Source organism: Streptomyces sp. NPDC059455 (assembly GCF_042750115.1).
GTDB lineage: Bacteria > Actinomycetota > Actinomycetes > Streptomycetales > Streptomycetaceae > Streptomyces > Streptomyces endocoffeicus.
This window is the reverse complement of record NZ_JBHYVB010000037.1, coordinates 48,501-71,801: the sequence shown is the minus strand read 5'-3', so window position 1 is coordinate 71,801 and position 23,301 is coordinate 48,501. Positions and strand designations below refer to the sequence as shown.

Annotated in this window: 25 protein-coding genes and 1 riboswitch; of the genes, 17 read left to right on the top strand and 8 right to left on the bottom strand. The window is 71.2% G+C overall.

Features of this window, described 5'->3' with window-relative positions:
- Nucleotides 1-57: 57 nt before the first annotated feature.
- A complete protein-coding gene (locus tag ACFXB5_RS16085; protein ID WP_385207737.1) occupies nt 58-546 on the bottom strand; it encodes a PLD nuclease N-terminal domain-containing protein in 489 nt (162 codons plus the stop codon).
- Nucleotides 547-636: 90 nt separating this feature from the next.
- On the opposite strand from ACFXB5_RS16085, the gene ACFXB5_RS16080 reads away from it, so the two are divergent.
- The 3 genes from ACFXB5_RS16080 to ACFXB5_RS16070 all read left to right on the top strand — a co-directional run bounded on the left by ACFXB5_RS16080 (nt 637) and on the right by ACFXB5_RS16070 (nt 3,764).
- On the top strand, nt 637-2,088 hold the full coding sequence (locus ACFXB5_RS16080) for a menaquinone biosynthesis decarboxylase (protein WP_198269777.1): 1,452 nt from the start codon (nt 637-639) through the stop codon (nt 2,086-2,088).
- Nucleotides 2,085-3,008, top strand: a complete 924-nt coding sequence (gene mqnP, locus ACFXB5_RS16075; RefSeq protein WP_385207734.1) for a menaquinone biosynthesis prenyltransferase MqnP — start codon at nt 2,085-2,087, stop codon at nt 3,006-3,008. Before ACFXB5_RS16080 ends, mqnP begins: the two co-directional genes overlap by 4 nt.
- A gap of 81 nt (nt 3,009-3,089) precedes the next feature.
- The gene (locus ACFXB5_RS16070) at nt 3,090-3,764 is read left to right on the top strand and encodes a UbiX family flavin prenyltransferase (protein WP_385207760.1); all 675 of its coding nucleotides are present in this window, start codon (nt 3,090-3,092) and stop codon (nt 3,762-3,764) included.
- Here ACFXB5_RS16070 and ACFXB5_RS16065 read toward each other — a convergent pair.
- Entirely contained in the window at nt 3,761-3,937 is a 177-nt protein-coding gene (locus ACFXB5_RS16065) for a hypothetical protein (RefSeq protein WP_385207731.1), read from the bottom strand. The genes ACFXB5_RS16070 and ACFXB5_RS16065 overlap by 4 nt on opposite strands.
- 112 nt (nt 3,938-4,049) lie before the next feature.
- Here ACFXB5_RS16065 and ACFXB5_RS16060 point away from each other — a divergent pair, with 112 nt between their 5' ends.
- The 6 genes from ACFXB5_RS16060 (at nt 4,050) to ACFXB5_RS16035 (ending at nt 9,267) form a co-directional block, all read left to right on the top strand.
- A complete protein-coding gene (locus ACFXB5_RS16060; protein ID WP_020869409.1) occupies nt 4,050-4,511 on the top strand; it encodes an Lrp/AsnC family transcriptional regulator in 462 nt (153 codons plus the stop codon).
- Between the two features lie 46 nt (nt 4,512-4,557).
- Entirely contained in the window at nt 4,558-5,736 is a 1,179-nt protein-coding gene (gene mqnE, locus ACFXB5_RS16055) for an aminofutalosine synthase MqnE (RefSeq protein ID WP_201851534.1), read from the top strand.
- A 181-nt stretch (nt 5,737-5,917) separates the two neighbouring features.
- On the top strand, nt 5,918-6,577 hold the full coding sequence (locus ACFXB5_RS16050; protein WP_385207727.1) for a UdgX family uracil-DNA binding protein: 660 nt from the start codon (nt 5,918-5,920) through the stop codon (nt 6,575-6,577).
- Between the two features lie 95 nt (nt 6,578-6,672).
- The gene (locus tag ACFXB5_RS16045; protein WP_385207724.1) at nt 6,673-7,197 is read left to right on the top strand and encodes a GNAT family N-acetyltransferase; all 525 of its coding nucleotides are present in this window, start codon (nt 6,673-6,675) and stop codon (nt 7,195-7,197) included.
- Nucleotides 7,198-7,320: 123 nt separating this feature from the next.
- On the top strand, nt 7,321-7,587 hold the full coding sequence (locus ACFXB5_RS16040; RefSeq protein WP_385207757.1) for a DUF4229 domain-containing protein: 267 nt from the start codon (nt 7,321-7,323) through the stop codon (nt 7,585-7,587).
- 354 nt (nt 7,588-7,941) lie between these two features.
- Nucleotides 7,942-9,267, top strand: a complete 1,326-nt coding sequence (locus ACFXB5_RS16035; RefSeq protein WP_138914472.1) for a dicarboxylate/amino acid:cation symporter — start codon at nt 7,942-7,944, stop codon at nt 9,265-9,267.
- Between the two features lie 61 nt (nt 9,268-9,328).
- Here ACFXB5_RS16035 and ACFXB5_RS16030 read toward each other — a convergent pair whose 3' ends face one another.
- Both ACFXB5_RS16030 and ACFXB5_RS16025 read right to left on the bottom strand, forming a co-directional pair.
- Nucleotides 9,329-9,649 carry a DMT family transporter gene (locus ACFXB5_RS16030; protein WP_385207721.1) on the bottom strand — a complete coding sequence of 107 codons (321 nt, stop codon included), beginning with the start codon at nt 9,647-9,649 and terminating at the stop codon, nt 9,329-9,331.
- Between the two features lie 33 nt (nt 9,650-9,682).
- A riboswitch (guanidine-III (ykkC-III) riboswitch) is annotated at nt 9,683-9,748 on the bottom strand.
- A 7-nt stretch (nt 9,749-9,755) separates the two neighbouring features.
- Nucleotides 9,756-10,772, bottom strand: coding sequence for an alpha/beta hydrolase (locus ACFXB5_RS16025; protein WP_385207718.1), 1,017 nt, complete (start codon nt 10,770-10,772; stop codon nt 9,756-9,758).
- 132 nt (nt 10,773-10,904) lie between these two features.
- Here ACFXB5_RS16025 and ACFXB5_RS16020 point away from each other — a divergent pair, with 132 nt between their 5' ends.
- Entirely contained in the window at nt 10,905-11,609 is a 705-nt protein-coding gene (locus tag ACFXB5_RS16020; RefSeq protein ID WP_385207716.1) for a TetR/AcrR family transcriptional regulator, read from the top strand.
- Between the two features lie 35 nt (nt 11,610-11,644).
- Here ACFXB5_RS16020 and ACFXB5_RS16015 read toward each other — a convergent pair whose 3' ends face one another.
- Nucleotides 11,645-12,814, bottom strand: a complete 1,170-nt coding sequence (locus ACFXB5_RS16015; RefSeq protein WP_385207713.1) for a lipase family protein — start codon at nt 12,812-12,814, stop codon at nt 11,645-11,647.
- Nucleotides 12,815-12,913: 99 nt separating this feature from the next.
- The gene (locus ACFXB5_RS16010) at nt 12,914-14,005 is read right to left on the bottom strand and encodes an AraC family transcriptional regulator (RefSeq protein ID WP_385207710.1); all 1,092 of its coding nucleotides are present in this window, start codon (nt 14,003-14,005) and stop codon (nt 12,914-12,916) included.
- 208 nt (nt 14,006-14,213) lie between these two features.
- Here ACFXB5_RS16010 and ACFXB5_RS16005 point away from each other — a divergent pair, with 208 nt between their 5' ends.
- Nucleotides 14,214-14,660, top strand: coding sequence for a cupin domain-containing protein (locus ACFXB5_RS16005; RefSeq protein ID WP_385207707.1), 447 nt, complete (start codon nt 14,214-14,216; stop codon nt 14,658-14,660).
- Nucleotides 14,661-14,748: 88 nt separating this feature from the next.
- Here the strand turns inward: ACFXB5_RS16005 and ACFXB5_RS16000 are convergent, their stop codons facing one another.
- Nucleotides 14,749-14,952: a cold-shock protein gene (locus tag ACFXB5_RS16000; protein WP_014054052.1), complete on the bottom strand. Its 204-nt coding sequence runs from the start codon at nt 14,950-14,952 to the stop codon at nt 14,749-14,751.
- A gap of 395 nt (nt 14,953-15,347) precedes the next feature.
- Here ACFXB5_RS16000 and ACFXB5_RS15995 point away from each other — a divergent pair, with 395 nt between their 5' ends.
- The 6 genes from ACFXB5_RS15995 to ACFXB5_RS15970 all read left to right on the top strand — a co-directional run bounded on the left by ACFXB5_RS15995 (nt 15,348) and on the right by ACFXB5_RS15970 (nt 22,073).
- Nucleotides 15,348-16,166, top strand: coding sequence for a menaquinone biosynthetic enzyme MqnA/MqnD family protein (locus ACFXB5_RS15995; protein ID WP_198277868.1), 819 nt, complete (start codon nt 15,348-15,350; stop codon nt 16,164-16,166).
- Between the two features lie 80 nt (nt 16,167-16,246).
- Nucleotides 16,247-18,013, top strand: a complete 1,767-nt coding sequence (locus ACFXB5_RS15990) for a protein kinase (RefSeq protein ID WP_385207704.1) — start codon at nt 16,247-16,249, stop codon at nt 18,011-18,013.
- 149 nt (nt 18,014-18,162) lie between these two features.
- Nucleotides 18,163-19,362, top strand: a complete 1,200-nt coding sequence (mqnC, locus tag ACFXB5_RS15985; RefSeq protein WP_385207701.1) for a cyclic dehypoxanthinyl futalosine synthase — start codon at nt 18,163-18,165, stop codon at nt 19,360-19,362.
- A complete protein-coding gene (locus ACFXB5_RS15980; protein WP_385207698.1) occupies nt 19,362-19,811 on the top strand; it encodes a hypothetical protein in 450 nt (149 codons plus the stop codon). Before mqnC ends, ACFXB5_RS15980 begins: the two co-directional genes overlap by 1 nt.
- Before the next feature lie 54 nt (nt 19,812-19,865).
- Entirely contained in the window at nt 19,866-20,558 is a 693-nt protein-coding gene (locus tag ACFXB5_RS15975) for a demethylmenaquinone methyltransferase (RefSeq protein WP_385207695.1), read from the top strand.
- Nucleotides 20,559-20,762: 204 nt separating this feature from the next.
- The gene (locus ACFXB5_RS15970; RefSeq protein ID WP_307841289.1) at nt 20,763-22,073 is read left to right on the top strand and encodes a geranylgeranyl reductase family protein; all 1,311 of its coding nucleotides are present in this window, start codon (nt 20,763-20,765) and stop codon (nt 22,071-22,073) included.
- A 178-nt stretch (nt 22,074-22,251) separates the two neighbouring features.
- Here ACFXB5_RS15970 and ACFXB5_RS15965 read toward each other — a convergent pair whose 3' ends face one another.
- A complete protein-coding gene (locus ACFXB5_RS15965) occupies nt 22,252-23,034 on the bottom strand; it encodes a VOC family protein (RefSeq protein WP_385207692.1) in 783 nt (260 codons plus the stop codon).
- Nucleotides 23,035-23,301: the final 267 nt, after the last annotated feature.

Below are 23,301 nucleotides of genomic sequence, written 5' to 3'. Positions count from 1 at the left end.
CCCCTGACATGGGTCAGGGGAACCGGCCGTCGCGTTGTCCCGCCGCCTGGCCGCTCTTCAGGACGCGGCCGGCGGGGTGTCCTCCGGACCGGACCCGGAACCGGAACCCGAACCGGAGCCCGGCCCCTCGCCCTTGCGGCGCAGCTCCTCCTCGCGGCGGCGGAGGTCGGCCTCCCAGTCCCTCAGCCGCTCCTCGTCGTTCTCGCGGTCGCCGGGCGTGTCGGCCGGTTCGTTCGCGTCGTCCTTATGGCCCTTGTCGTTCAGGGACTTGAGGAACTCGGGGTTGTCGTCCGGCGCGACCCAGCCGCCCGTGCCCCCGCCGCCGCCCGTGCCCCGGACGCCGGGCCGGCCGGCGCCTCCGGCGACGGCGCGCTTGCGGCCCGCGATCAGCCAGGAGATGGAGCCCACGATGGGGAACAGCAGGACGAGGATCGCCCAGATGGGCTTGGGGATATAGCGGATGTCCTGTTCGTCGGTGGTGATGCAGTCGATGAACGCGTAGATGCTCAGTGCCAGCGGCACCAGGATCATCAGCACCCTTAGCATGAGGCGATTCCCCCTGCGTGTGGTGTTCGGGGCGGTGGCTCGGGCCCCCAGTTACGGGACCAGGGTAGTGCGTACCGGATACTGGGACGCATGGCTTATGACGATCTTCGTTCCTTTCTGCGGGCGCTCGACAGGGAAGGCGACCTCAAGAGGGTCAAGGCCGAGGTCGATCCCTATCTCGAGGTCGGGGAGATCGTCGACAGGGTCAACAAGGCGGGCGGCCCGGCGCTGCTCTTCGAGAACGTCAAGGGCTCGGCGATGCCGCTGGCCATGAATGTCTTCGGCACCGACCGCCGCCTCCTGAAGGCGCTGGGACTCCGCTCGTACGACGAGATCAGCGAGAAGATCGGCGGGCTGGTCAAACCCGAACTGCCGCAGGGGTTCGTCGGCCTGCGCGAAGCGTTCGGGAAGCTGGGCTCGATGGCCCATGTGCCGCCGCGGAAGGTGAAGGAGGCGCCCGTCCAGGAGGTGGTCCTCACCGGCGAGGACGTCGATCTGGACCAGCTTCCGGCGCTGTTCACCTGGCCCGAGGACGGCGGGTCGTTCTTCAACCTCGGCCTGACCCACACCAAGCACCCGGAGACCGGGGTGCGCAACCTCGGTCTCTACCGCCTGCAGCGCCATGACCGCCGCACCATCGGCATGCACTGGCAGATCCACAAGGACAGCCGCAACCACTACCAAGTGGCCGCTCGGCGCGGGGAGAAGCTCCCGGTGGCGATCGCCTTCGGGGCGCCGCCCGCCGTGACCTACGCCGCGACCGCGCCGCTCCCCGGCGACATCGACGAGTACCTCTTCGCGGGGTTCGTCCAGGGCCGGCGGGTCGAGATGGTGGACTGCGAGACGGTGCCGCTCCAGGTCCCGGCGGCCGCCGAGGTCGTCATCGAGGGCTGGCTGGAGCCCGGGAAGACGCTGCCGGAGGGCCCGTTCGGCGACCACACGGGCTTCTACACGCCCCAGGAGCCGTTCCCGGCCCTGACCATCGACTGTGTGACGATGCGGCGGCGGCCGCTGCTCCAGTCGATCGTGGTGGGCCGGCCGCCGACCGAGGACGGGCCGCTGGGGAGGGCGACCGAGCGGTTCTTCCTCCCGCTGCTCAAGATCATCATCCCGGACATCGTGGACTACCACCTCCCCGAGTCCGGCGGGTTCCACAACTGCGCGATCGTCTCGATCGACAAGAAGTACCCCAAGCACGCGCAGAAGGTGATGCACGCCATCTGGGGCGCCCACATGATGTCGCTCACCAAGCTGATCGTCGTGGTCGACGCCGACTGCGATGTCCACGATCTGCACGAGGTTTCCTGGCGCGCTCTGGGGAACACCGACTACGCCCGCGATCTGACCGTGGTCGAAGGCCCCGTCGACCATCTCGACCACGCCTCGTACCAGCAGTTCTGGGGCGGTAAGGCGGGCATCGACGCCACCGCGAAATGGCCGGAGGAGGGCTATACGCGCGACGGCGGATGGCCGCGCATGGTCATGTCCGATCCGGAGACCGCCGATCGGGTGACAAAGCGATGGAAGGAGTACGGGCTGTGAGCGCCGATTCCGCGACCCCCGATCTCTTCGGCCCCGAACCGGCGCCGCCCGGCCGGGTCCGCGCCTTTCTGCGGCTGGTGATGATCGAGCACTCGGTCTTCGCGCTGCCCTTCGCCTACATCGCCGCGCTGACCGCGATGCACCTGTGGGACGGCACCGTCCACTGGACGCGGCTGCTGCTGATCACGATCGCCATGGTGGGCATGCGCACCTTCGCCATGGCCTGCAACCGGATCATCGACCGCGAGATCGACGCCCGCAATCCGCGCACCGCCGGCCGGGAGCTGGTCACCGGCGCCGTGTCGGTGCGCACCGCGTGGACCGGCGCGCTCATCGCGCTCGCCGTCTTCCTGGGCTCGGCGGCGCTCCTGAACCCGCTCTGCCTGGCGCTGGCGCCGCTCGCGGTGGTGCCGATGGTGGTCTATCCGTACGGGAAGCGGTTCACCGACTATCCGCACGCCATCCTGGGCGTGGCCCAGGCCATCGGCCCGGTCGGCGCCTGGATCGGAGTCACCGGCGAGTGGTCGTGGGACGCGGCCGTCCTGGGGCTCGCGATCGGCATCTGGATCGGCGGCTTCGACCTGATCTACGCCTGCCAGGACGTGGCGGCCGACCGGGCGCACGGGGTGCGGTCGGTGCCGGCTCGCTTCGGCATCGCGGGCGCCCTCTACGGGGCGCGCGTCTGCCATGTGGTCACCACTGCCCTGCTGGTCTGGTACGCGCTGGCCACGGACGCCGGGGCGTTCTTCTGGGTCGGGCTCGCGATCGTCGCGGCGGCGTTCGCGTACGAGCACACGATCGTGCGGCCGGGCGATCTGTCCCGGCTGAACCGCGCCTTCTTCACGGTCAACGGCTTCATCGGGATCGCCCTGTTCTGCTGCGCGCTCCTCGACCTGGTGGTGCGGGGCCTCGGCCTGTGAGACCCGCCGGATAGGCTCGGTGACGTGGAGACGCCGCACGAGCCTTACGGGCCGCATGAGCCGTACGGGCCGCACGAAGAAGTGAGCGGGCGCCGTCCCTGGGTCGTCGGTGTGTCCGGCGCGTCCGGGACGCCGTACGCCGCCTCGGTGCTGCGCGCGCTGCTGGCGGCGGGGGAGGCGGTCGACCTGGTGGTCAGCCGGGCGTCACGGCTGACGCTGCTGGACGAGACGGGGATCGGGTTCCGGGACGCCCACTGGCGCGACGATCTGTGCCGCTGGCTGGCGCGCGGCGCGGACGGCACGCCCGACGCCTTCGAGGTGCCCGCCGAGGTGGCGGACGTGGCCCACTGGTCGCCCGGGGACCTGGCGGCCGGGCCGTCCTCCGGCTCGTATCCGGCCAAGGGGATGCTGATCGTCCCGGCGAGCACGGCGTGTGTGGCCGGGGTGGCGCTCGGGCTGTCGAAGGATCTGCTCCAGCGGGCCGCGAGCGTCACGCTCAAGGAACGGCGCAAGCTCGTGGTGGCGGTGCGCGAGACACCCCTGAGCGGACAGACGCTGAAGGCTCTGGTGACGCTGGACGAGGCGGGCGCTGTGGTGCTGCCCGCCTCGCCGGCGTTCTACGCGGGGGCGACGCACATCCAGGATCTGGTGGACTTCGTCGCGGGGCGGGTGCTGGACGCGGCAGGGGTGCCGCACAAGCTGTACCGCCGGTGGGAGGGGGAACTCGGTGGGGACCGGGACCGGGGAACGGCCTAGCGGGTCCAGCGCCGCCTGGTGCGCGCGGCGCGGGCCGCGACGACGGCCGCGCGGCGGGCCGCGCGGGAGACGGGCCGGTTGGTGGTACGGGCTGCACGCGAGCGGTTGGCCAGGTCCCGCAGCTCGAGCATGCGGGCCTCAAGGCCCTCGATCGTGTACACGGTGAGTCTCATCTCCTGAGGGATGGTCGATCGCCTAAAAGATTTACAGGGCTTGTGGCCCTGATGCCTTAGATTCTACATGTAATCCCGCTCAAACTTTGAATAATGGAAGGCGTACGTGCTTATGGACGCGGTGGACAGGCAGCTCATCCAGGCCCTGCGGGAGAACGGCCGGGCCTCCTACGCGGAGCTCGGCAGGCTCGTCGGCCTCTCCGGGCCTAGCGTCACGGACCGGATCAACCGCCTGGAGGCCGCCGGGGTGATCACCGGCTATCGCGCGACCGTGGACGCCGCCTCCCTGGGGCTGGGCGTTACCGCGCTGATCGGCATCCAGCTCTCGGACGCCACCGACCACGAGGAGGTGGCCCACCGGTTGCGCGAGCTCGCCGAGATCGAGGACTGCTGGTTCATCGCGGGCGACGACTCCTACATGCTCAAGGTGCGCGCATCCGACGTGGACGGCCTGGAGCGGACCATCCGCCGGCTCTCCGGCACCAAGGGCGTCTCCCGCACCCGGACCACGATCGTGCTGTCCACGAAGTGGGAAAACCGGGTCGGCGAGCTTCCGGAGGACATCGAGGCGTAGTCTCGGCCAAGGCTGACATCAGCAGACGTATTGGGAGGCGACCGGGGTGACGGGGACCACACACGACGCGGGTTTCAAAAGGGAGTTGGAGCAGAAGGTCCGCGCGGGCGAGCGGCTCTCGCGGGAGGACGGCATCGCCCTTTACGAGTCCGACGATCTGGCCTGGCTGGGCGGTCTCGCCCATGAGGTGCGCACCCGTAAGAACGGCGACGTCGTGCACTTCAACGTCAACCGCCACCTCAACATGACGAACGTGTGCACCGCGTCCTGCGCGTACTGCTCCTTCCAGCGCAAGCCCGGCGAGAAGGACGCCTACACGATGCGCATCGAGGAGGCCGTCCGCCTCGCCAAGGCGATGGAGAACGAGAACCTCACCGAGCTCCACATCGTCAACGGCCTGCACCCGACCCTGCCCTGGCGCTACTACCCGCGGTCGCTCAAGGCGCTCAAGGAGGCCCTTCCGCAGGTCTCCCTCAAGGCGTTCACCGCCACCGAGATCCACCACTTCGAGAAGATCTCCGGAATGCCGGCCTCCGAGATCCTCGACGAGCTGATCGACGCCGGACTGGAGTCGCTCACCGGCGGCGGCGCCGAGATCTTCGACTGGGAGATCCGGCAGCACATCGTCGACCACGAGACCCACTGGGAGGACTGGTCGCGCATCCACCGGCTCGCGCACGAGAAGGGGCTCAAGACGCCCTGCACGATGCTCTACGGGCATATCGAGGAGCCCCGCCACCGGGTGGACCACGTGCTGCGCCTGCGTGAGCTCCAGGACGAGACCGGCGGCTTCCAGGTCTTCATCCCGCTGCGCTACCAGCACGACTTCGTGGACATGAAGGACGGCAAGATCCGCAACCGCCTTCAGGCCCGCACCACCATGGCCACCGGCGCGGAGGCCCTGAAGACCTTCGCGGTCTCGCGGCTGCTCTTCGACAACGTGCCGCACGTCAAGGTCTTCTGGGTGATGCACGGCGTGCAGACCGCGCAGCTCGCGCTCAACCACGGCGCGGACGACATGGACGGGTCGGTCGTCGAGTACAAGATCACCCACGACGCCGACGCCTACGGGACGCCCAACAAGCTCACCCGTGACGATCTGCTCGACCTGATCCGGGACGCCGGGTTCCGGCCGGTGGAGCGGAACACCCGCTACGAGGTCATCCGCGAGTTCGAGGGCCCGGACCCGGCCCGCCGCGAGACCCCGCAGCCGATGCGGGTGTGATCCGTACGGCGGGTGTGATCCGTACGGCGGGTGTGAGCCCGTATGGCGGGTGCCCGTATGGCGGGTGTGACCGCGTACGGCGAGTGTGACCCGTATCGCGGGCGTACCGCCGGTGTGACCCGTATCGCCCTCCGCCCGGCGGCCGCTGTCTGACGGCCGCCGAGCGGGGCACTCGGAGGCCATGGCCGGTACGAAGAGCCCCGAGGACGCGTACACCGCCGCCCCCTTCGTCCCGGAGGGCGCCGACCTGGGCGCGCTCCGGGAGGCGGCGGCCGGATGCCACGGCTGCCCGCTGCACCGCGACACCACGCAGACCGTCTTCGGCGCCGGGGATCCGGACGCCCGGGTCGTGCTCGTCGGCGAGCAGCCGGGCGACCAGGAGGACCGGCAGGGCAAGCCCTTCGTGGGCCCGGCGGGCAAGGTCCTCGGCCGGGCCCTGGACGAGGCCGGGATCGATCCGGACGAGACGTACATCACCAACGCGGTCAAGCACTTCAAGTTCACCCACGTCCCCGAGCGCGGCAAGCGGCGCATCCACAAGCCGCCGAGCCTGCGCGAGCTCTCCGCCTGCGGGCCCTGGCTGGAGGCCGAGCTGGAGCTGATCGAGCCCGAGGTGGTCGTGGCGCTCGGCGCCACGGCGGGGAAGGCGCTGCTGGGCTCGTCGTTCCGGGTGACCGAGCGGCGCGGCACGCGGCTGGAGGGCGACCCGTCGGGACCGGCGCGCGGCGCCCTGATCGTCCCCACGATCCACCCCTCCGCGGTGCTGCGGGCCGACGACCGGGAGGCGGCGTACGAGGGGCTGGTGGCCGATCTGAGGGTCGCCGCGGCGGCGCTGGGCTGAGCCCGGCCGCGGTCGCGTACGGGGGTCGGCCGGCGGCTGTCGCGTACGGAGCCGGAGGCGCGGGGCTGTCAGAGCCCATGGGTATCGTCGATCGCATGCCCCTGCGCTTTGAACTCGACCCCGAGGCCACCCCCGAGCTGCTCGATTCCGTCTGCGCCCTCTGGGCCGACGTCTCGAACGCGGGCGGCGCCGTCGGTTTCGTTCCGCCTGTGGCCAGGGACGACATACGCCCGGAGCTGCTCAAGCACCTCGCCGCGATGACGGAGGGCCGGACCCGTCTGCTGATCGGCCGCGGCGCGGACGGCGCCGTGGCCGCCACCGCCTTCTTCACCTTCAACACCCACCGGCTGATGCGCCACTGGTGCTGGCTCTACACCGTGATGGTGCACCCCTCCCACCAGGGCAATGGACTTGGCCGCGCCCTTATGGCGGCCGCCGAGGACGCCGCGCGCGATATGGACGGCATCCAGGGGATACGGCTCACCTGCCGCGGTGGCACCGGGGCGGACCGCTTCTACGAGCGCTGTGGCTACAAGGAGGTCGGGCGGGTGCCCGGCGCGATCAAGGTCGGGGACGACGACTTCCGGGACGACGTCACCATGTGGCTGCCGCTGAATTGATCAGAAACCGGCCGTGGTTCACTGGGAGGACAGCTTCTCCCAGCAGAAGCCACCGGAAGAACTCCGGCAGACCAGCCGAACTCCCAGGAGAGAGGACGAGTCGTGTCCTTCACGCCGAGTGCCATGTTCCGCTACACCCTCATGCGCCTGGGAATCTTCGTCGGCTCGTTCCTGGCCATCTGGGGCCTGGTCTACTTCCGGGTGCTGCCCTCCGGCCTCGGCAACTCCAACCTCTTCTGGGTGGCGCTGCTCGCGCTGGTCGTCTCCGCGCCGCTCAGCTGGGTGATGCTGCGCAAGCAGCGGGACGCCGTGGCCGTCCAGGTCGCCGAGAAGGTGGACCGCGCCAAGGAGCGGCTGGCGGCGAACCAGAGCCAGGAGGACGGCGTCTGACCGGCGCTGGGCTGTAACCCTCCTCACACCACCCCCTCACTCCATCAACGCCCCTTGTGTCAGCTTCCGTCGGCACAAGGGGCGTTGATGTCTCTTCGCCCCTCGGACGCCCCCAGAAGTCAAAGAATTCCTTTGGGTTCCCCAAAGCGGCGGTGTTAACGTACTTGTCATGAAGACAGCAGCCGCGCCCCACATCGCAGCGAGCGTTCCGCTCGTGGCGCGCCTGCACATCGATCTTTGCCGCTGTCTGTCCGCGGCCTGTCGTCGCCGCTGATCCATCTCGCGCACAGCGGCCGGAGATCCCGTACGGACTCCTGGCTTTCTCCCCCTCTTACCTCCACCGGAGTGTGTCCGTTGTCGTCCGCCCTCAAGGCGTCCCCCCAGGGGTCGTCGTCCTTCCGCCTGCCCAAGGTGCCCTTCTGGGCGCAGATCCTGCTGGGCCTCGTCCTCGGTGTGGTACTCGGCTGGATCGCCCGCAGCGGTGATGTCGGCTGGCTGGTCACCACGCTCGACAAGATCGGCACCATCTTCGTCCAACTGCTGAAGCTGGCCGTCGCCCCGCTGGTGTTCTTCGCGATCCTGATCTCGATCACCAATCTGCGGAACGTCAACAACGCCGCCCGGCTGGCGACCCGCACCCTGCTATGGTTCATGGCCACCTCGCTCATCGCCGTCGCCATCGGCCTGGCGATCGGCCTGCTCACCAACCCGGGCGCCGGGACCGACCTGACCCCCAAGGACGGCGCCAAGCCCGACCACGCGGGCTCCTGGCTGGACTTCCTCACCGGCATCGTGCCGACGGACGTCATCACCCCGTTCACCGAGCTGAACGTCCTCCAGATCGTCTTCATCGCCGCCGTCGCGGGCGTCGCCGCCCTCCAACTCGGCGAGAAGGCCCAGCCGATCCTCACCCTGAGCCAGTCGGTGCTCGAACTGCTCCAGAAGGCCCTGTGGTGGGTCATCCGCCTCGCCCCGCTGGGCACCCTGGGCCTCATCGGCACCGCCATCGCCGACTACGGCTGGAACCTGATCGGCAAGTACGCGACCTTCACCGCCGACATCTACATCGGCTGCGCGCTGGTGATGTTCGGCGTCTACCCGCTGCTGCTCGCGACGGTCGCCAAGGTCAACCCCTTGAACTTCTTCAAGGGCGCCTGGCCCGCCATCCAGCTCGCCTTCGTCTCCCGCTCCTCGGTCGGCACCATGCCGCTGACCCAGAAGGTCACCGAGCGGCTGGGCGTCCCCAAGGAGTACGCCTCCTTCGCGGTGCCCTTCGGCTCGACGACGAAGATGGACGGCTGCGCCTCGATCTACCCGGCGATCGCCGCGATCTTCATCGCCCAGATCTTCGACGTGAACCTCGGCGTCGGCGACTACCTCCTGATCGCCTTCGTCTCGGTGATCGGCTCCGCCGCCACCGCCGGCCTTACGGGCGCCACGGTCATGCTGACCCTGACCCTCTCCACCCTGGGGCTCCCCCTGGAGGGCGTCGGCCTGCTGATGGCCATCGACCCGGTCCTGGACATGATGAGGACCGCCACCAACGTGGCCGGGCAGTCGCTGATACCGGTGATCGTCTCGGCCCGCGAGAAGATCCTCGACCACGAGGCCTACGCCCACGCCAGCGCCTCCCCGCTGGACGACCGCGACGAGCCGGAACCCCAGCTGGCCGCCGCGTAACACCTGCCGAGCGACAGCACGGTGCCCCCGGACCTCTCCCGGTCCGGGGGCACCGTGCTGTTCACTCGCCCGCCGTGGCCTCCAGGCCCACGATGGCCACCACCAGCAGCAGCAGGAAGAAGATCCGGGCCGGGGTGACCGGTTCGTGGAAGAGGAGCATGCCCAGCAGGGCGGTGCCGACCGCGCCGATGCCGACCCAGACGCCGTAGGCCGTGCCGATGGGCAGGCTCTTCACCGCCGCGCTCAGCAGCCCCATGCTCACGATCAGACCGGCGACGGTGAACACAGTGGGCCACAGCCGGGTGAAGCCGTCGCTCAGCTTCATGCCGATCGACCAGCAGATCTCGAACAGCCCGGCCGTGAGCAGCAGGACCCATGCCATGACGGCACCTCCGTGAAGTCTCTCGATTACGGGGGTGCGTCGTCTTTGCGGGTCCCGGTACGGCGCGTCTCGTCGGGTTCCTCCCGACCGTAGCAAACCTCCCGCGTCAGACGAGCCGGGCGGTGAGCAGGGGGAGGGCGCGGGTGAGTTCGCGTTCCCAGTAGGGCCAGGTGTGGGTGCCGGGGCCGTAGAGGTGGGCGGTGACGGCCAGACCGTGGGCGTCGGCGCGGCGTACATAGCGCTGGGCCATCTCGCCGAGGCCGCGCTCCAGGGCGTCCTCGGGGCGGCCCGGCGGGTCGAGTGGGCCGGGGGTGCCGTTGCCGCAGGCGACGTAGAGCGGGTAGCCGCGGGGGAGCCGGGGGATGAGGGCGTACGGGTTGTGGGCGTCCCAGAGCGCGGACTGGGCGGTGGGGTCTCCCCAGAGGGCCGTCGGGTCGGCGCCGTGGCCCGTAAGGATGTTCTGAATGCCGGTGGGGTCCAGGGTGGTGTGGATGACCCCGCTGAAGGACGCCGCCGCGCGGAAGAGGCTGGGATGGCGGGCGGCGTAGGAGAGGGCGCCGAAGCCGCCCATGGACAGACCGGCGATCGCCCGGCGGCCGTTGGCCCGCAGGGCGCGCTCCAGGAGGGGGCGCAGCTCGGCCAGGTGGAAGGTCTCCCAGGCGGGCGGGCCGTAGTGGCCGCCGTTCCACCAGTTGGAGTAGAAGCCGACGGGACCGCCCTCGGGGGAGACGATCAGGGCCGGGGTGGCGGCGGTGATGGCCTCGACATCGGTGTTGCGGGTCCAGGCCTCCCAGCCGGGGCCCGGGTCGCAGCAGCCGTGGAGCAGATAGAGCACGGGCCAGCGGTGGTGGGGTCGGCGGTCGTAGCCGGTGGGGAGGAGGACGCGGGCGTGGCCCTCGCGGCCCAGGGCGGGGGAGTCGATCGTCAGGTCCAGGACGCGCTCGTCGACGCGCTCCGCGGCGACGAGGCGCGCGCGGGCGGGTGCCCCGCGTCCGGCAGGGGCTTGTGGGGAGCGGGCCTTCGAGGAGCCGGGCTCCGGGGAACGGGCTTCCGCGCGGGCGGGGAGGAGCGGTGCGGCGGCCAGCGCGGTCAGCGCGGCGAGCGTGTGACGGCGGTTCGGCATCGTTCGTTCTCCTTCGCGGCACTGCGTTACGGAGCTGAACGGGGCACGGTGCGTGGTCAGTTGAAACTTTGATGTCGTCGGGCGGCCGTGGCAAGAGCGCTGACAGTGGTCCCACGTAGGCTTGTCCGCGGTATGTGTGCGGGGGCACGATCGAAGGGGGCGGCCTGCGTGGGCGGGGCGACGGGGAGCAAGCGCGTGCCACGGGCGGTGCGGGAGCAGCAGATGCTGGACGCGGGGGTGCGGGCCTTCGCGCGCAGCGGCTATCAGAACGCCTCGATGGACGACATCGCCGAGCTGGCCGGGGTCTCCAAACCGCTGGTCTATCTCTATCTCAACTCCAAGGACGAGCTGTTCACGGCGTGCATACGGCGGGAGGCCGCGGCGCTGGTGACCGCGGTCCGGGCCGCCGTGGAGCGGGACGCGCCCGCCGACCGGCAGTTGTGGAGCGGGCTGAGCGGCTTCTTCGCGCACACGGCCGAACATCCCGACGGCTGGACGCTGTTGCATGTGCAGGCCCGTACGCAGGGGCGGTCCTTCGCCCGTGAAGTGGTCGCGATGCGGGCGGAGATCGTGGAGTTCGTGACGCAGTTGATAGGCGCGGCGGCGCGGGAGCAGGCACGCGGAGGGGCGCGCGCCCGGACCCTCGCGGGCACCGAGGTGTCCGGGCTCGCGCTCGCGCTGGTGGGCGCGGCCGAGTCGCTCGCGGACTGGACGGCGGACGGGCGAGCGGGTGGGCCGTCGGCCAAGGAGGCCGCGGCCACCCTGATGAACTTCGCCTGGGCCGGGCTGGGGAATCTGCTCCAGGGGCAGGGGTGGTCGCCCGAGCGGGTCGGCTGACGAGCAGGCCGACGTCGTACGGCGTCAGCCGGGCCTTACGCGGCGCAGTTGCCCCGCGTCGGCTCGTCCGCCAGCCGTCCGGCCATCCACTCCAGGGCCGCTGGTATCCCGGTCACCGCCGTGGTGACATGGTCCAGCGGATAGCCCTTCCACTCCACCGGCACGCCCCGGGCGCACCAGCGGTCGCGCAGCGCCGCGCCGACCCGGTACGGGATCAGCTCGTCCACCACGCCCTGGTAGAGGTAGACGGGGTGATCGGGGGTGCGGGTGCCCAAGAAGGAGCCGCGCAGGGCGAGTTGCCAGGCCGGACTGGCCAAAGGGTCCCTTACGGTCACCTCGGACCTGTGCTGGAAGAGCCCGCCGATGGTGCTGAGCGCCAGGCAGTTCCGCTTCATGAGGTCCACATAGCCGCGGCCCCGGTCGTTGAGATACGAGTCGAGCCGCAGCGCGGGGAAGGCCGCGTCCTGTCCGGTGAGCGCCATAAGGGCGAGCCCGGCGCCCGGTCCGCCGTCGTTGTACTCCAGCGTCGTGGGGAGGTCGGCGGGCACGCCTCCGGCGACCGTGCCCTTCAGCCGCAGCTCGGGGGCGTACGAGGCATGCAGTTCGGCGGCCCAGCCGGCCGCCTGGCCGCCCTGGGAGTAGCCCATGATGCCCACGGGCGCGTCCGGTGAGAGCCCGGCCTCCGGAAGGCGCTGGGCGGCGCGCGCCGCGTCCAGGACGGCGTGGCCCTCGGACCGGCCGGCGGTATAGGTGTGGTCGTCCGGGGTGCCCAGGCCCTCGTAGTCGGTGACGGCCACGGCCCAGCCGCGGCGCAGCGCGAGGTCGATCAGCTGGGCCTCGCTCGAGGTGCCCCGCGGGAACCGGCCGGACACCGCGCAGTCGTCGGCGAGGCCCACGGCGCCGATGCCCCAGGTGAGGAGCGGCCGGGAGCCCTGCTTGCCGTCGTCGGGGACGAGGACCGTGCCGGAGACGACGTCGGGGCGGCCGGTGGCGGTGGTGGAGCGGTAGGTGATGTGCCATGCCTTGGTGGCGGTCGGCACCCTGGGCTGGGTGCGGAAGGTGGTGGGGGCGGAGGTGACGATGTCGCCGGGTTTGTCGGCGCCGGTGGCCGGGGCGCCCGATGCGGCGGCGGCCGGGGCGGCGGGCAGTGCCGAGGTCAGGGCGAGGGCGGCGAGGCTGGCGAGCACGGTGGTGCGGATGCGCATACGGCTCTCCCAACGGTGCGGGCGGTGCGCCTTGGCGATGCTGAATCGCTCTGCGAGGACCGTAGGGACGAGCGAGGCGTCTGTGGCTGACCGCGGCGCTCAGATGTGCTGACTCCACGTCTCATGTCGGTATGCGCCCGGTGTTGTCCCGGTCCAGCGCCGGAACGCCCGGTGGAACGCCGTGTCCTCGGAGAAGCCCAGCCGTAAGGCCAGATCGGCGATGGGCTCGACCCCCTCGGCCAGGCTGCTGACCGCCTCGGCACGCCGCACGGTGTCCTTCAGCTCCTGGAAGGACGTGCCCTCCTCGCGCAGCCGCCGCCGCAGCGTCGCCGGGCTGACCGCCAGCCGGGCGGCGACCTCGGGCAACTCCGGGAGCCGCGCGGTGTGCCGGGCACGTGGAACGTCGGCCGGGCCGCCGCGCGTCCGCAGCGCGCCGGTGAGCGCGTGCCGCACCTGCTCGGCGACGGTCGTCCCGTAGTCGCGGCGGCTGAGCAGCCCGGCGGGCGCGTGCCGCAGCAGCGTCTGGAGCGTGGACTCGTCCTGGACGACGGGGGCGGTCAGCCAGCGGCGGTCGAAACCGGCCGCGGTGCGCGGTGCCCCGAAGCGGGGCGGGCAGCCGAAGAGCGGCTCGTAGTCCTCGGCGTACGGGGGCGGGGGGTACGCGAACTGGGCCCACAGCAGCGGGATCCGGCGCCCGATCAGCCAGCCCGCGACCCGGTGCCAGATGAGCATGAGCCATTCGGCGACGATATGGCTCTCGGCCGCCGTAAGGGCGTCCTCATGCGGGCCCAGCCCGCCGCGCAGGGCGAACACCGCCTCCGGGCCCCGGCCCGCGCCGCGCTCCAGGGCCAGATTGGGGCCGCCGGGGAAGAGCCGGTAGAAGCGGGCGCCGCGTTCCACCGCCGTGCCGAGGTCGGGGCAGCCCAGTGAGGCGTAGCACATCATCGCGAAGGTGCCGGGCCGGCTGCGGATGGTCCCCAGCCCCAGGAACTCGTCCTCCGTGGCCCGGTGCAGGGCGCGCACCAGCCGGGCGAACTGCTCGGGGGAGACGCGGGCGCGGTCGTCGGTCAGCAGCAGCGGGGGTATCCGGGCCCGCTGCAGCAGCGGGACGGTGTCGAGGCCGAGCCGCTGCGCACCGCGCAGCGCGGCCCGCACATGGTGCACCGTCACCGTCCGCCGCCCGTGCCCCATGGTCGAAACCGTAGCCCGAGCGGGCACGCCGTGTCAGCGGTGCGTCGCGGGTCCCCTACGCGGCGTGAGCACCGTAAGGACGACATGAGCGCTTCAGGGACGGGGTGAGCGTCTTGAGACAGGGGCGGCGTGAGTGCCTTGAGAAGGGCGTGCGGCCTACGGGCTATCCTCGACGGGCCCGGACGGATGTGTGAGAGCGGGGAACGACATGGCCACGACCCGACGGCCCGCGACGGCCGAATGGCTCGGTCTCGAGCCCCATCCGGAGGGCGGCTGGTACCGGGAGACCTGGCGCAGCGATGTCACGGTGCGGCCGCCGGGGTACGACGGCGAGCGCGCGACCGCCACGGCGATCTACTTCCTGCTGACTCCCGGTGAGGAGTCTCGCTGGCATGTGGTGCGTTCGGCCGAGTTGTGGCTGTGGCACAGCGGCGGCCCGCTGCGGCTCCGGCTGGGCGGTACGGGCGACACCCCGGAGGCGGCCCCCACGGAGGTGCTCCTGGGCCCCGATGTCGCCTCCGGCCAGCGCCCCCAGGTCGTCATCCCGCCGGGCGTCTGGCAGGCGGCCCGTCCGGAGGCGGACGAGGAGGTGCTGGTGAGTTGTGTGGTCTCGCCAGGCTTCGACTTCGCCGACTTCCGGCTGCTGGAGGACTGACCGTCCATCCCCGGAACGGGCCCCAAAAGGCAGGAGCCCCGTCTCCCCGCCAGGCGGGGAGCAGGGCTCCTTGGGTGGTGCTGCTTGATCAGACGGGGCTGACGTTCTCCGCCTGCGGGCCCTTCGGACCCTGAGTGACGTCGAAGGTCACGGCCTGGTTCTCCTCAAGAGAACGGAAGCCGGTCGCGTTGATCGCGGAGTAGTGAACGAAGACATCGGGGCCGCCGCCGTCTTGGGCGATGAAGCCGAAGCCCTTCTCGGCGTTGAACCACTTGACGGTTCCGGTAGCCATAAGCCCTCCTTGGGCCAAAGGGTTGCCCTGCTCCAGAACCTGCAAGAAGTCTGAAAACTACAAAAGCCTGCGGTTACATGCTCCGCAGGCTCTGTACTGCAAGGAAACCAAACTGCAACTTGCGGCGAGCCTAGCACGCTCCGTGTGCGCGAGGAAAGAGCCGAAGATCACGAAAACGAGGGGTTTCCCGGGCCTCTGAGGTGGATAAGATCGCAGGTCGAGCGCTTACGCGCCAGTCAGCACAAGGCCAGCGGAGCACCCCGCCGCCATTACCCGGGGCGAGCGGGGCTAGCCTCCGAGACGTGGACAATTCACCGAGTTCCCCCTCGCGGAGTACACAGGACGCCTCGGAAAGCCTCAGACCGCCCGGCGGCCATCGGCTGAGTCGGCCAAAAGTGGGGCACATCCAGTACCTCAATTGCATGCCGTTGTACTGGGGCCTCGCCAGGACCGGATCCCTCCTGGATTTCGACCTCACCAAGGCATCTCCCGACGCCCTGAACGACCTGCTGGTCCGCGGCGATCTCGACATCGGCCCGATCAGCCTGGTGGAGTATCTGCGCAATGCCGACGATCTCGTCGCGCTCCCGGACATCGCGGTGGGCTGTGACGGACCCGTCATGTCCTGCGTGATCGTCTCGCAGCTGCCGCTGGAGCAGCTGAACGGGGCGCGCGTCGCACTCGGTTCCGCCTCGCGCACCTCCGTACGCCTGGCCCAACTGCTGCTCGCCGAGCGGTACGGACTCGCCCCCGACTACTACACCTGCCCGCCCGACCTCAGCCTGATGATGCAGGAGGCCGAGGCGGCGGTGCTGATCGGCGATGCCGCGCTGCGGGCCAACCTCCATGACGCGCCCCGGCTGGGCCTGCGGGTCCACGATCTGGGCCAGATGTGGAAGGAGTGGACCGGACTCCCCTTCGTCTTCGCGGTGTGGGCCGCCCGCCGCGAGTATCTGGAGCGGGAGCCGGAGATCGTCCGGCAGGTCCACGAGGCGTTCCTGTCCTCGCGGAACCTCTCCCTGGAGGAGGTCGGCAAGGTCGCCGAGCAGGCGGCGCGCTGGGAGCAGCTCGAGGCGTCGGTGCTGGAGCGCTACTTCACCACCCTCGACTTCAGCCTCGGCCAGGCGCAGTTGGAGGGCATCGCCGAGTTCGCCCGCCGTACGGGGCCGACGACCGGATACCCCGCGGACGTCCGGGTCGAGCTGCTGAGCTGACCTTCCCGACCGCACGACCTGCGGTGAATGGCCTCAACACCCCCTAAGCTGGACCGGCGCACGGAGGGGGAGGCAACGCGATGGATCCGCTGGGAGCGGACGATCCGCAGGTCATCGGCGCCTATCGGCTGCTCGGTCGGCTCGGTTCGGGCGGTATGGGCCGGGTCTTTGTGGGCCGCAGCGCGGGCGGGCGCACGGTCGCGGTGAAGGTCGTGCACGCCCATTTCGCGCTGGACGAGGAGTTCCGCGCCCGTTTCCGGCGCGAGGTCGACGCCGCGCGCCGGGTCGGCGGCGCCTTCACCGCGCCGGTCCTGGACGCCGACCCGGAAGCACGCATTCCGTGGGTGGCCACCGGCTATGTGGCGGGCCCTCCGCTCAACCAGGCCGTGTCCGACGAGGGGCCGCTGCCCGAGTCGTCGGTGCGGGCGCTGGGCGCGGGGCTCGCCGAGGCGCTGGCCGCGGTGCACGCCCTCGGCCTGGTTCACCGCGACGTCAAGCCGTCCAATGTGCTGCTCGCGCTCGACGGTCCGCGGCTGATCGACTTCGGCATCGCCCGGGCCACCGAGGGCACGGTGTCGCTGACCTCGACCGGCGCCTCCATCGGCTCGCCCGGCTATATGGCGCCCGAGCAGATCCTGGGCGAGAACGTCGAGGGCGCGGCCGATGTCTTCTCGCTCGGCGCGGTGCTGGCGTACGCGGCGACCGGTGAACCGCCGTTCCCGGGCGACACCTCGGCCGCGCTGCTGTACAAGGTGGTGCACGACGAGCCCCGGTTCGGCCGCGAACTGACCGGGGAGCTGCGCGATCTGGTCGCCGCGTGCCTCGCTAAGAACCCGGCCGACCGCCCCACCCCCGAGCAGATCGTGCGGCGCCTCGCCGCGGAGGACGGCGCCTCGGGGCTGGCGCGGCCGGGCTGGCTGCCGGGGGCGCTGGTCGAGCGGGTGAGCCGGCAGGTGGTGGAGCTGCTCGACCTGGAGGCGGAGGCCGTGGCCCCGCCGTCCGCGGCCGAGCCGTCCGACGCCGGGCCGTCCGTCACGGCATCGCCCGCCGCCGGGCCCTCCGACGCCGCACCGTCGGCCGAGGACCGCCCGACCCCGCCGCCCACCCCGGTCCTGGGCCCGGCCCTGGGTCCGGCCCCGGCGGCGCCCGTGTTGGGCGCCTTCGGCCCGCCCGACCCGTCGTACGTCGGCGGGTCGCGGGGGAAGGACCAGTCCGCCGCCCATCCGCTCCCCGCCCCGCCGTCGTCGACGCCGGGCGGCGGCCGCAGTGTCTCGCTCTCGGCCGCCGTCGGCGGTAAGAAGCGCCCCAAGGCGCTGAGCTGCACGCTGGTGCTGTCCGTCGCGGGCGCGCTGGCCGCCGCGACGACCGCCGCCGTGCTCTTCCGGGTGCTCCCCGGCGGCTCGGACGACAGTGCCGACCAGAACGCCGGCAGCAATCCCCGTCCGTCCGCCACGGAACAGGAGCCGGGGGCCGGGGACACCGGCTCCGAAAAGGGCGATGTGCCCAAGAAGTTCATCGGCACCTGGCAGGGCGATCTGACCTCCGACTCGGGCATCCCGGTGGGCACCCTGACCATCACCTTCCGGCAGGGGCACACCGGCCAGGACGTCGCCAGTGGCCGGGTCAAGCTGTCGGTGCTGCGCTGCGACAGCGCCTGGAAGCTGGTCTCGGCGGCCCCGAAACAGCTCCACCTCGACGCGCGCCTCAAGGGCTCCGAGCCGCAGCAGGGGTGCAGCGACGCCTCGACGGACGAGCAGTTCATCCTGACCTCCGACGGGACGATCAGCTACAAGGCGAAGGACAAACAGGCGGGCGATCCGACGGGTACCCTCCGCAAGCTCAAATGAGCGCGGAGCGACGGGTGCGGCGGGTACAGAGCGACGGGTGCCGCGGGTAACAGGGGTTACAGGTGTGCCTGACACGTACTCGTACAGGCGTAAAGGCCCTGGCGTACTCTGGGTCGGTCCACCCATAAACCACCGAAAGGTACGCCCCGGTGACCGCAAACGCAGAGGTGCAGGCACTCCTCGACCGCGCCGCCGACGGGGGTCGGATCACCCCACAAGAGGCGCTCGACCTTTACCGCTCGGCTCCGCTGCACGCACTGGGAGCCGCGGCCGACGCGGTCCGGCGCCGTCGCTACGCGGGCACCGAGCACATCGCGACGTACATCATCGAACGGAACATCAACTACACCAACGTCTGCGTGACGGCGTGCAAGTTCTGCGCCTTCTACGCCCCTCCGAAGGACACCGCGAAGGGCTGGACCCGCGACCTCGACGACATCCTGCGCCGCTGCGCGGAGACCGTCGAACTGGGCGGCACGCAGATCATGTTCCAGGGCGGCCACCACCCGGACTACGGGGTGGATTACTACGAGAAGCACTTCTCGGCGATCAAGCAGGCGTTCCCGCAGCTGGTGATCCACTCGCTGGGGGCGTCCGAGGTCGAGCACATGGCGCGGATCTCGGGCGTCTCGGCCGAGGAGGCCATCCGCCGCATCCACGCGGCCGGTCTCGACTCCTTCGCGGGCGCGGGCGCCGAGCTGCTGCCCGAGCGGCCGCGCAAGGCCATCGCGCCGCTGAAGGAGTCCGGTGAGCGCTGGCTGGAGATCATGGAGATCGCCCACAACCTCGGTGTGGAGTCCACCTCCACCATGCTGATGGGCACCGGCGAGACCAACGCCGAGCGGATCGAGCACATCCGCATGATCCGCGACGTACAGGACCGGACGGGCGGCTTCCGCGCCTTCATCCCGTACACCTACCAGCCCGAGAACAACCATCTGAAGGGCCAGACGCAGGCCACCGTCTTCGAGTACCTGCGGATGATCGCCATCGCCCGGCTCTTCCTCGACAACGTGGCGCACATCCAGGGCTCCTGGCTGACCGTCGGCAAGGAGGCCGGCCAGCTGGCCCTGCACTACGGGGCGGACGACCTCGGCTCGGTGATGCTGGAGGAGAACGTGGTCTCCTCGGCGGGCGCCCGCCACCGGTCCAACCGGATGGAGCTGCTCCACCTCATCCGCGCGGCCGGGCGGATCCCCGCGCAGCGCGCCACGACATACGAGCACCTGGTGGTGCACGACGACCCGGCGAACGACCCGGTCGACGACCACGTCGTCTCGCACCTGTCCTCGACGGCGATCGAGGGTGGCACCGCCCACCCCGAGCTGACGGTGATCCAGGCGTCCTGATGCTCACGCTCCACGCGGCGCCCGTCGTCCGGGTCACCCCCGGCGACGGGGCCCCGCTGCACGACGCCGCCGTCGCGGTCGACGGCGACCGCATCGCGGCCATCGGCCCCCTGCCGGAGCTGCGCGAGACCTATCCGCGGGCCCGGGTGCGGGAGTGGCCCGGGGAGCTCGGCCCGGCCCTGGTCCACGAGGGCCCGGTGCCGGACGCGCCCAGCCCGCGGGAGCGGATCCACGCCCTGCTGCGGCGGGGCGCGACCGCCGTCCTCGCCCGCCACCTCGGCGACGCCGAGCTGCGCGCGGCCGCCCACCGGGGCGGCATCGCCGTCCTGGACCGGCCGCGCCCGCCCACCCTCGCCCCGGCGGGCCGCGCCGACCTGGCCGTCTTCGACGCGGACGGCGCCTGCCTGGCCACGGTGGTGGCCGGGCGGCTGGTGCACCGGCGCCGCTGAGGCACGCCGGGCCCCGGGCGGGAGCGCGGGGCCCGCGAGGTGAACAATGGGGGCGTGAGCCGAGCATCCCTGGACAAGCAGCCGCACGAAGTCGCCGCCATGTTCGACGACGTGGCGGCCAAATACGACCTCACCAACGATGTGCTGTCGCTCGGGCAGGCCCGGCTGTGGCGCAAGGCCGTCGCCCGGGCCGTGGCCGCGCGCGCCGGTGAGCGGGTGCTGGACCTGGCCGCCGGTACGGGGACGTCCTCGCTGCCGTTCCGGGAGGCGGGCGCGTACGTGGTGCCGTGCGACTTCTCGCTCGGGATGCTGCGCGAGGGCAAGAAGCGCCATCCCGGGCTGCCGCTGACGGCGGGCGACGCGACCCGGCTGCCCTTCGCGGACGGGGTCTTCGACGCCGTCACCATCTCCTTCGGGCTGCGGAACGTCCAGGACACGCGGGGGGCGCTGGGCGAGATGCTGCGGGTGACCCGGCCCGGCGGACGGGTCGTCATCTGCGAGTTCAGCCACCCCACATGGCAGCCGTTCCGCACGGTCTACACCGAGTACCTGATGCGCGCGCTGCCGCCGATCGCGACATCGGTCAGCAGCAACCCGGACGCGTATGTCTACCTCGCCGAGTCCATCCGCGCCTGGCCGGACCAGCCCGGTCTCGCCGCCCGGCTGCGGTCGGCGGGCTGGGAGCGCCCGGCCTGGCGCAACCTCACCGGCGGCGTGGTGGCCCTCCACCGGGCGTACAAGCCGTAAGACGGCCGGTAACCGGGACACAAGCCGTAAGGCGGCCGTACGAGCCGTAAGGCGGCCATCGGCGGTTCCGGGGCCGGTCCAGGGGGGACGGGCAGCGGGGGGGACGGCCCTTCGCGAATGCCGGAGTGTGGCCCCCCATAGACTGCAGCTGTCCAGTGCCCGGCGTGACCGGCACACCGTTACCGAGGCTTGGGGAGACCCCGCGTGAGCGAGACCGCACCCATCGAGAGCGCGTCCTCCGGGATCTCGGAGCGCGGCGCCGATGTGATCGTCGTCGGCGCCGGACCGGCCGGCTCCACCACCGCGTACTACCTCGCCAAGGCGGGGCTGGATGTGCTGCTGCTGGAGAAGACGGCCTTTCCGCGCGAGAAGGTGTGCGGTGACGGCCTGACCCCGCGCGCCACCAAGCAGCTCGTGTCCATGGGCATCGACATCTCCGAGGAGGCGGGCTGGCTGCGCAACCGGGGCCTGCGGATCATCGCCGGCGGGGTGCGGCTCCAGCTCGACTGGCCGGAGCTGGCCGCGTACCCCGACTACGGCCTGGTCCGTAAGCGCGACGACTTCGACGAGCAGCTGGCGCGGCAGGCGCAGAAGGCCGGGGCCCGGCTGTACGAGCGCTGCACCGTGGGCGCCCCGATCATCGACGGGCGCACCGGCCGGATCACCGGGGTCGAGGCCAAGCTGGGCGAGGAGAAGACGCCCGTCACCTTCCACGCGCCCCTGGTGGTCGCCGCCGACGGCAACTCCACCCGGCTCTCGCTCGCCATGGGGCTGCACCGCCGCGAGGACCGTCCGATGGGCGTGGCCGTGCGGACGTACTTCACCTCGCCCCGCCATGACGACGACTACCTGGAGTCCTGGCTGGAGTTGTGGGACCGGCGCGGCGCCGAGGACCGGCTGCTGCCCGGCTACGGCTGGATCTTCGGCATGGGCGACGGCACGAGCAATGTGGGCCTGGGCGTCCTCAACACCTCGTCCTCCTTCAAGGAGCTCGACTGGCGCGAGGTCCTCAAGGCGTGGTGCGCCTCGATGCCGGAGGACTGGGGCTACACCCCGGAGAACATGACCGGCCCGATCCGCGGCGCCGCGCTCCCCATGGCCTTCAACCGCCAGCCGCACTACACCCGCGGGCTGCTGCTCGTCGGGGACGCGGGCGGCATGGTCAACCCGTTCAACGGGGAGGGCATCGCCTATGCGATGGAATCCGGGCAGATCGCCGCGGACGTGATCGTCCAGGCCCATGCCCGCGCCACCGCCTCCCAGCGCGAACTGGCCCTCCAGCGCTACCCGAAGGTCCTCAAGGACACCTACGGCGGCTACTACACGCTGGGCCGGGCGTTCGTGAAGCTGATCGGCAACCCGAAGGTCATGAAGCTGGCGGCGCAGCGCGGGCTGACCCATCCGATGCTGATGCGGTTCACGCTCAAGCTGCTGGCGAACCTGACCGATCCGACGGGCGGCGACGCCATGGACCGCATCATCAACGGCCTGACAAAGGTCACCCCCCGCGCCTGACGGGCCCCGAAGGGGCGCGGGGCTGTATCAATATGCGGCTCCGCCGCGGGGCGCGACCAGCCACGACGGCGTCCCGAAGGGGCGCGGGGAACTGCGCGACCAGCCACGACGGCGCCGCAGTCAACCGACAACGCATCGCGGCACCCCCAGACGTATCGCGGCCCTCCCAGCGGAGCGCCTACGCTCCGGGGCCGCCGCTCGCTATGACGCCGAACGGCGCCCGGCCCGCATCCGCCAGCCAGGCCATCCGGCCGATCCCCTCGGCCGACATGGCCGGCATCAGCACCGAACCGCCCAGGTCCTGCCCCCTGGCCACCACCGCGTCGCAGTCCGTCACCTCGAAGTACGGCAGCCACTGCGGCGGTGTCGAATGCCCCTCCTGGAGCTGGGCGACGCCGCTGAAGGAGCCCTCCCGGCCGGCGCCGGACGTCATCAGCACCGTGTACGCCCCGCCGGGGAAGGACATCTCCTCGGTGTCCCAGCCGAAGATCTTGCGGTAGAAGGCGAGGTCCTTGGCGGGATCGGGGGAGTGCAGCTCGGTCCAGCACAGGGTGCCGGGGTCGGTGACCGCGTCCAGTCCCGCCGTCCTGCCGGGCTGCCAGACGGCGAAGCGGGCGCCGCCGGGGTCGGTGAACTGGGCCATCCGCCCTTCCTCGAAGACGTCGAACGGAGCGAGCCGCACCGTGCCGCCCGCCTGCTCGACGGTCTTGGCGGTCGCCTCGGCGTCGGGGGTGTGGAAGTACGGCGTCCAGGCGGAGCGCGCGCCCTCCTCGGTGAGCGGCCCGACGGCCGCGACGGTCTTCCGGTTCAGGGTGAAGAAGCCGTACCCGCCCGCTTCGGGGCCTGCCGACTCGAAGTGCCAGCCCAGCAGGGAGCCGTAGAAGGCCACGGCCGCTTCGGTGTCGGGGGCGCCCAGATCGAGCCAGTTGGGGGCGCCGGGGACGTAATCGGTGGTGAGCATGGGGCGCTCCTTCGACGGTCGGGCGCGAAGGCGCTGGAGAGTTCCGGGGGAGTGTTCTGCCGGAGATTGCCTCGTTCTGTCCGGTACTGCCTCGTTACTCAGTCTGGCACCGGGCACCGACAGCCGCCGCCGGGCTCGACATGACGTCGCCGTGCGGCGGTGGTGACAATGAAGGCAGGGGGCGCCGTGTGCGCCAGCCGCGGCGAAGCCGGACCGATGGGGCCCACGGGGCCGGATCCACCGCCGGTGGGCCTGGCAGGAGGTACA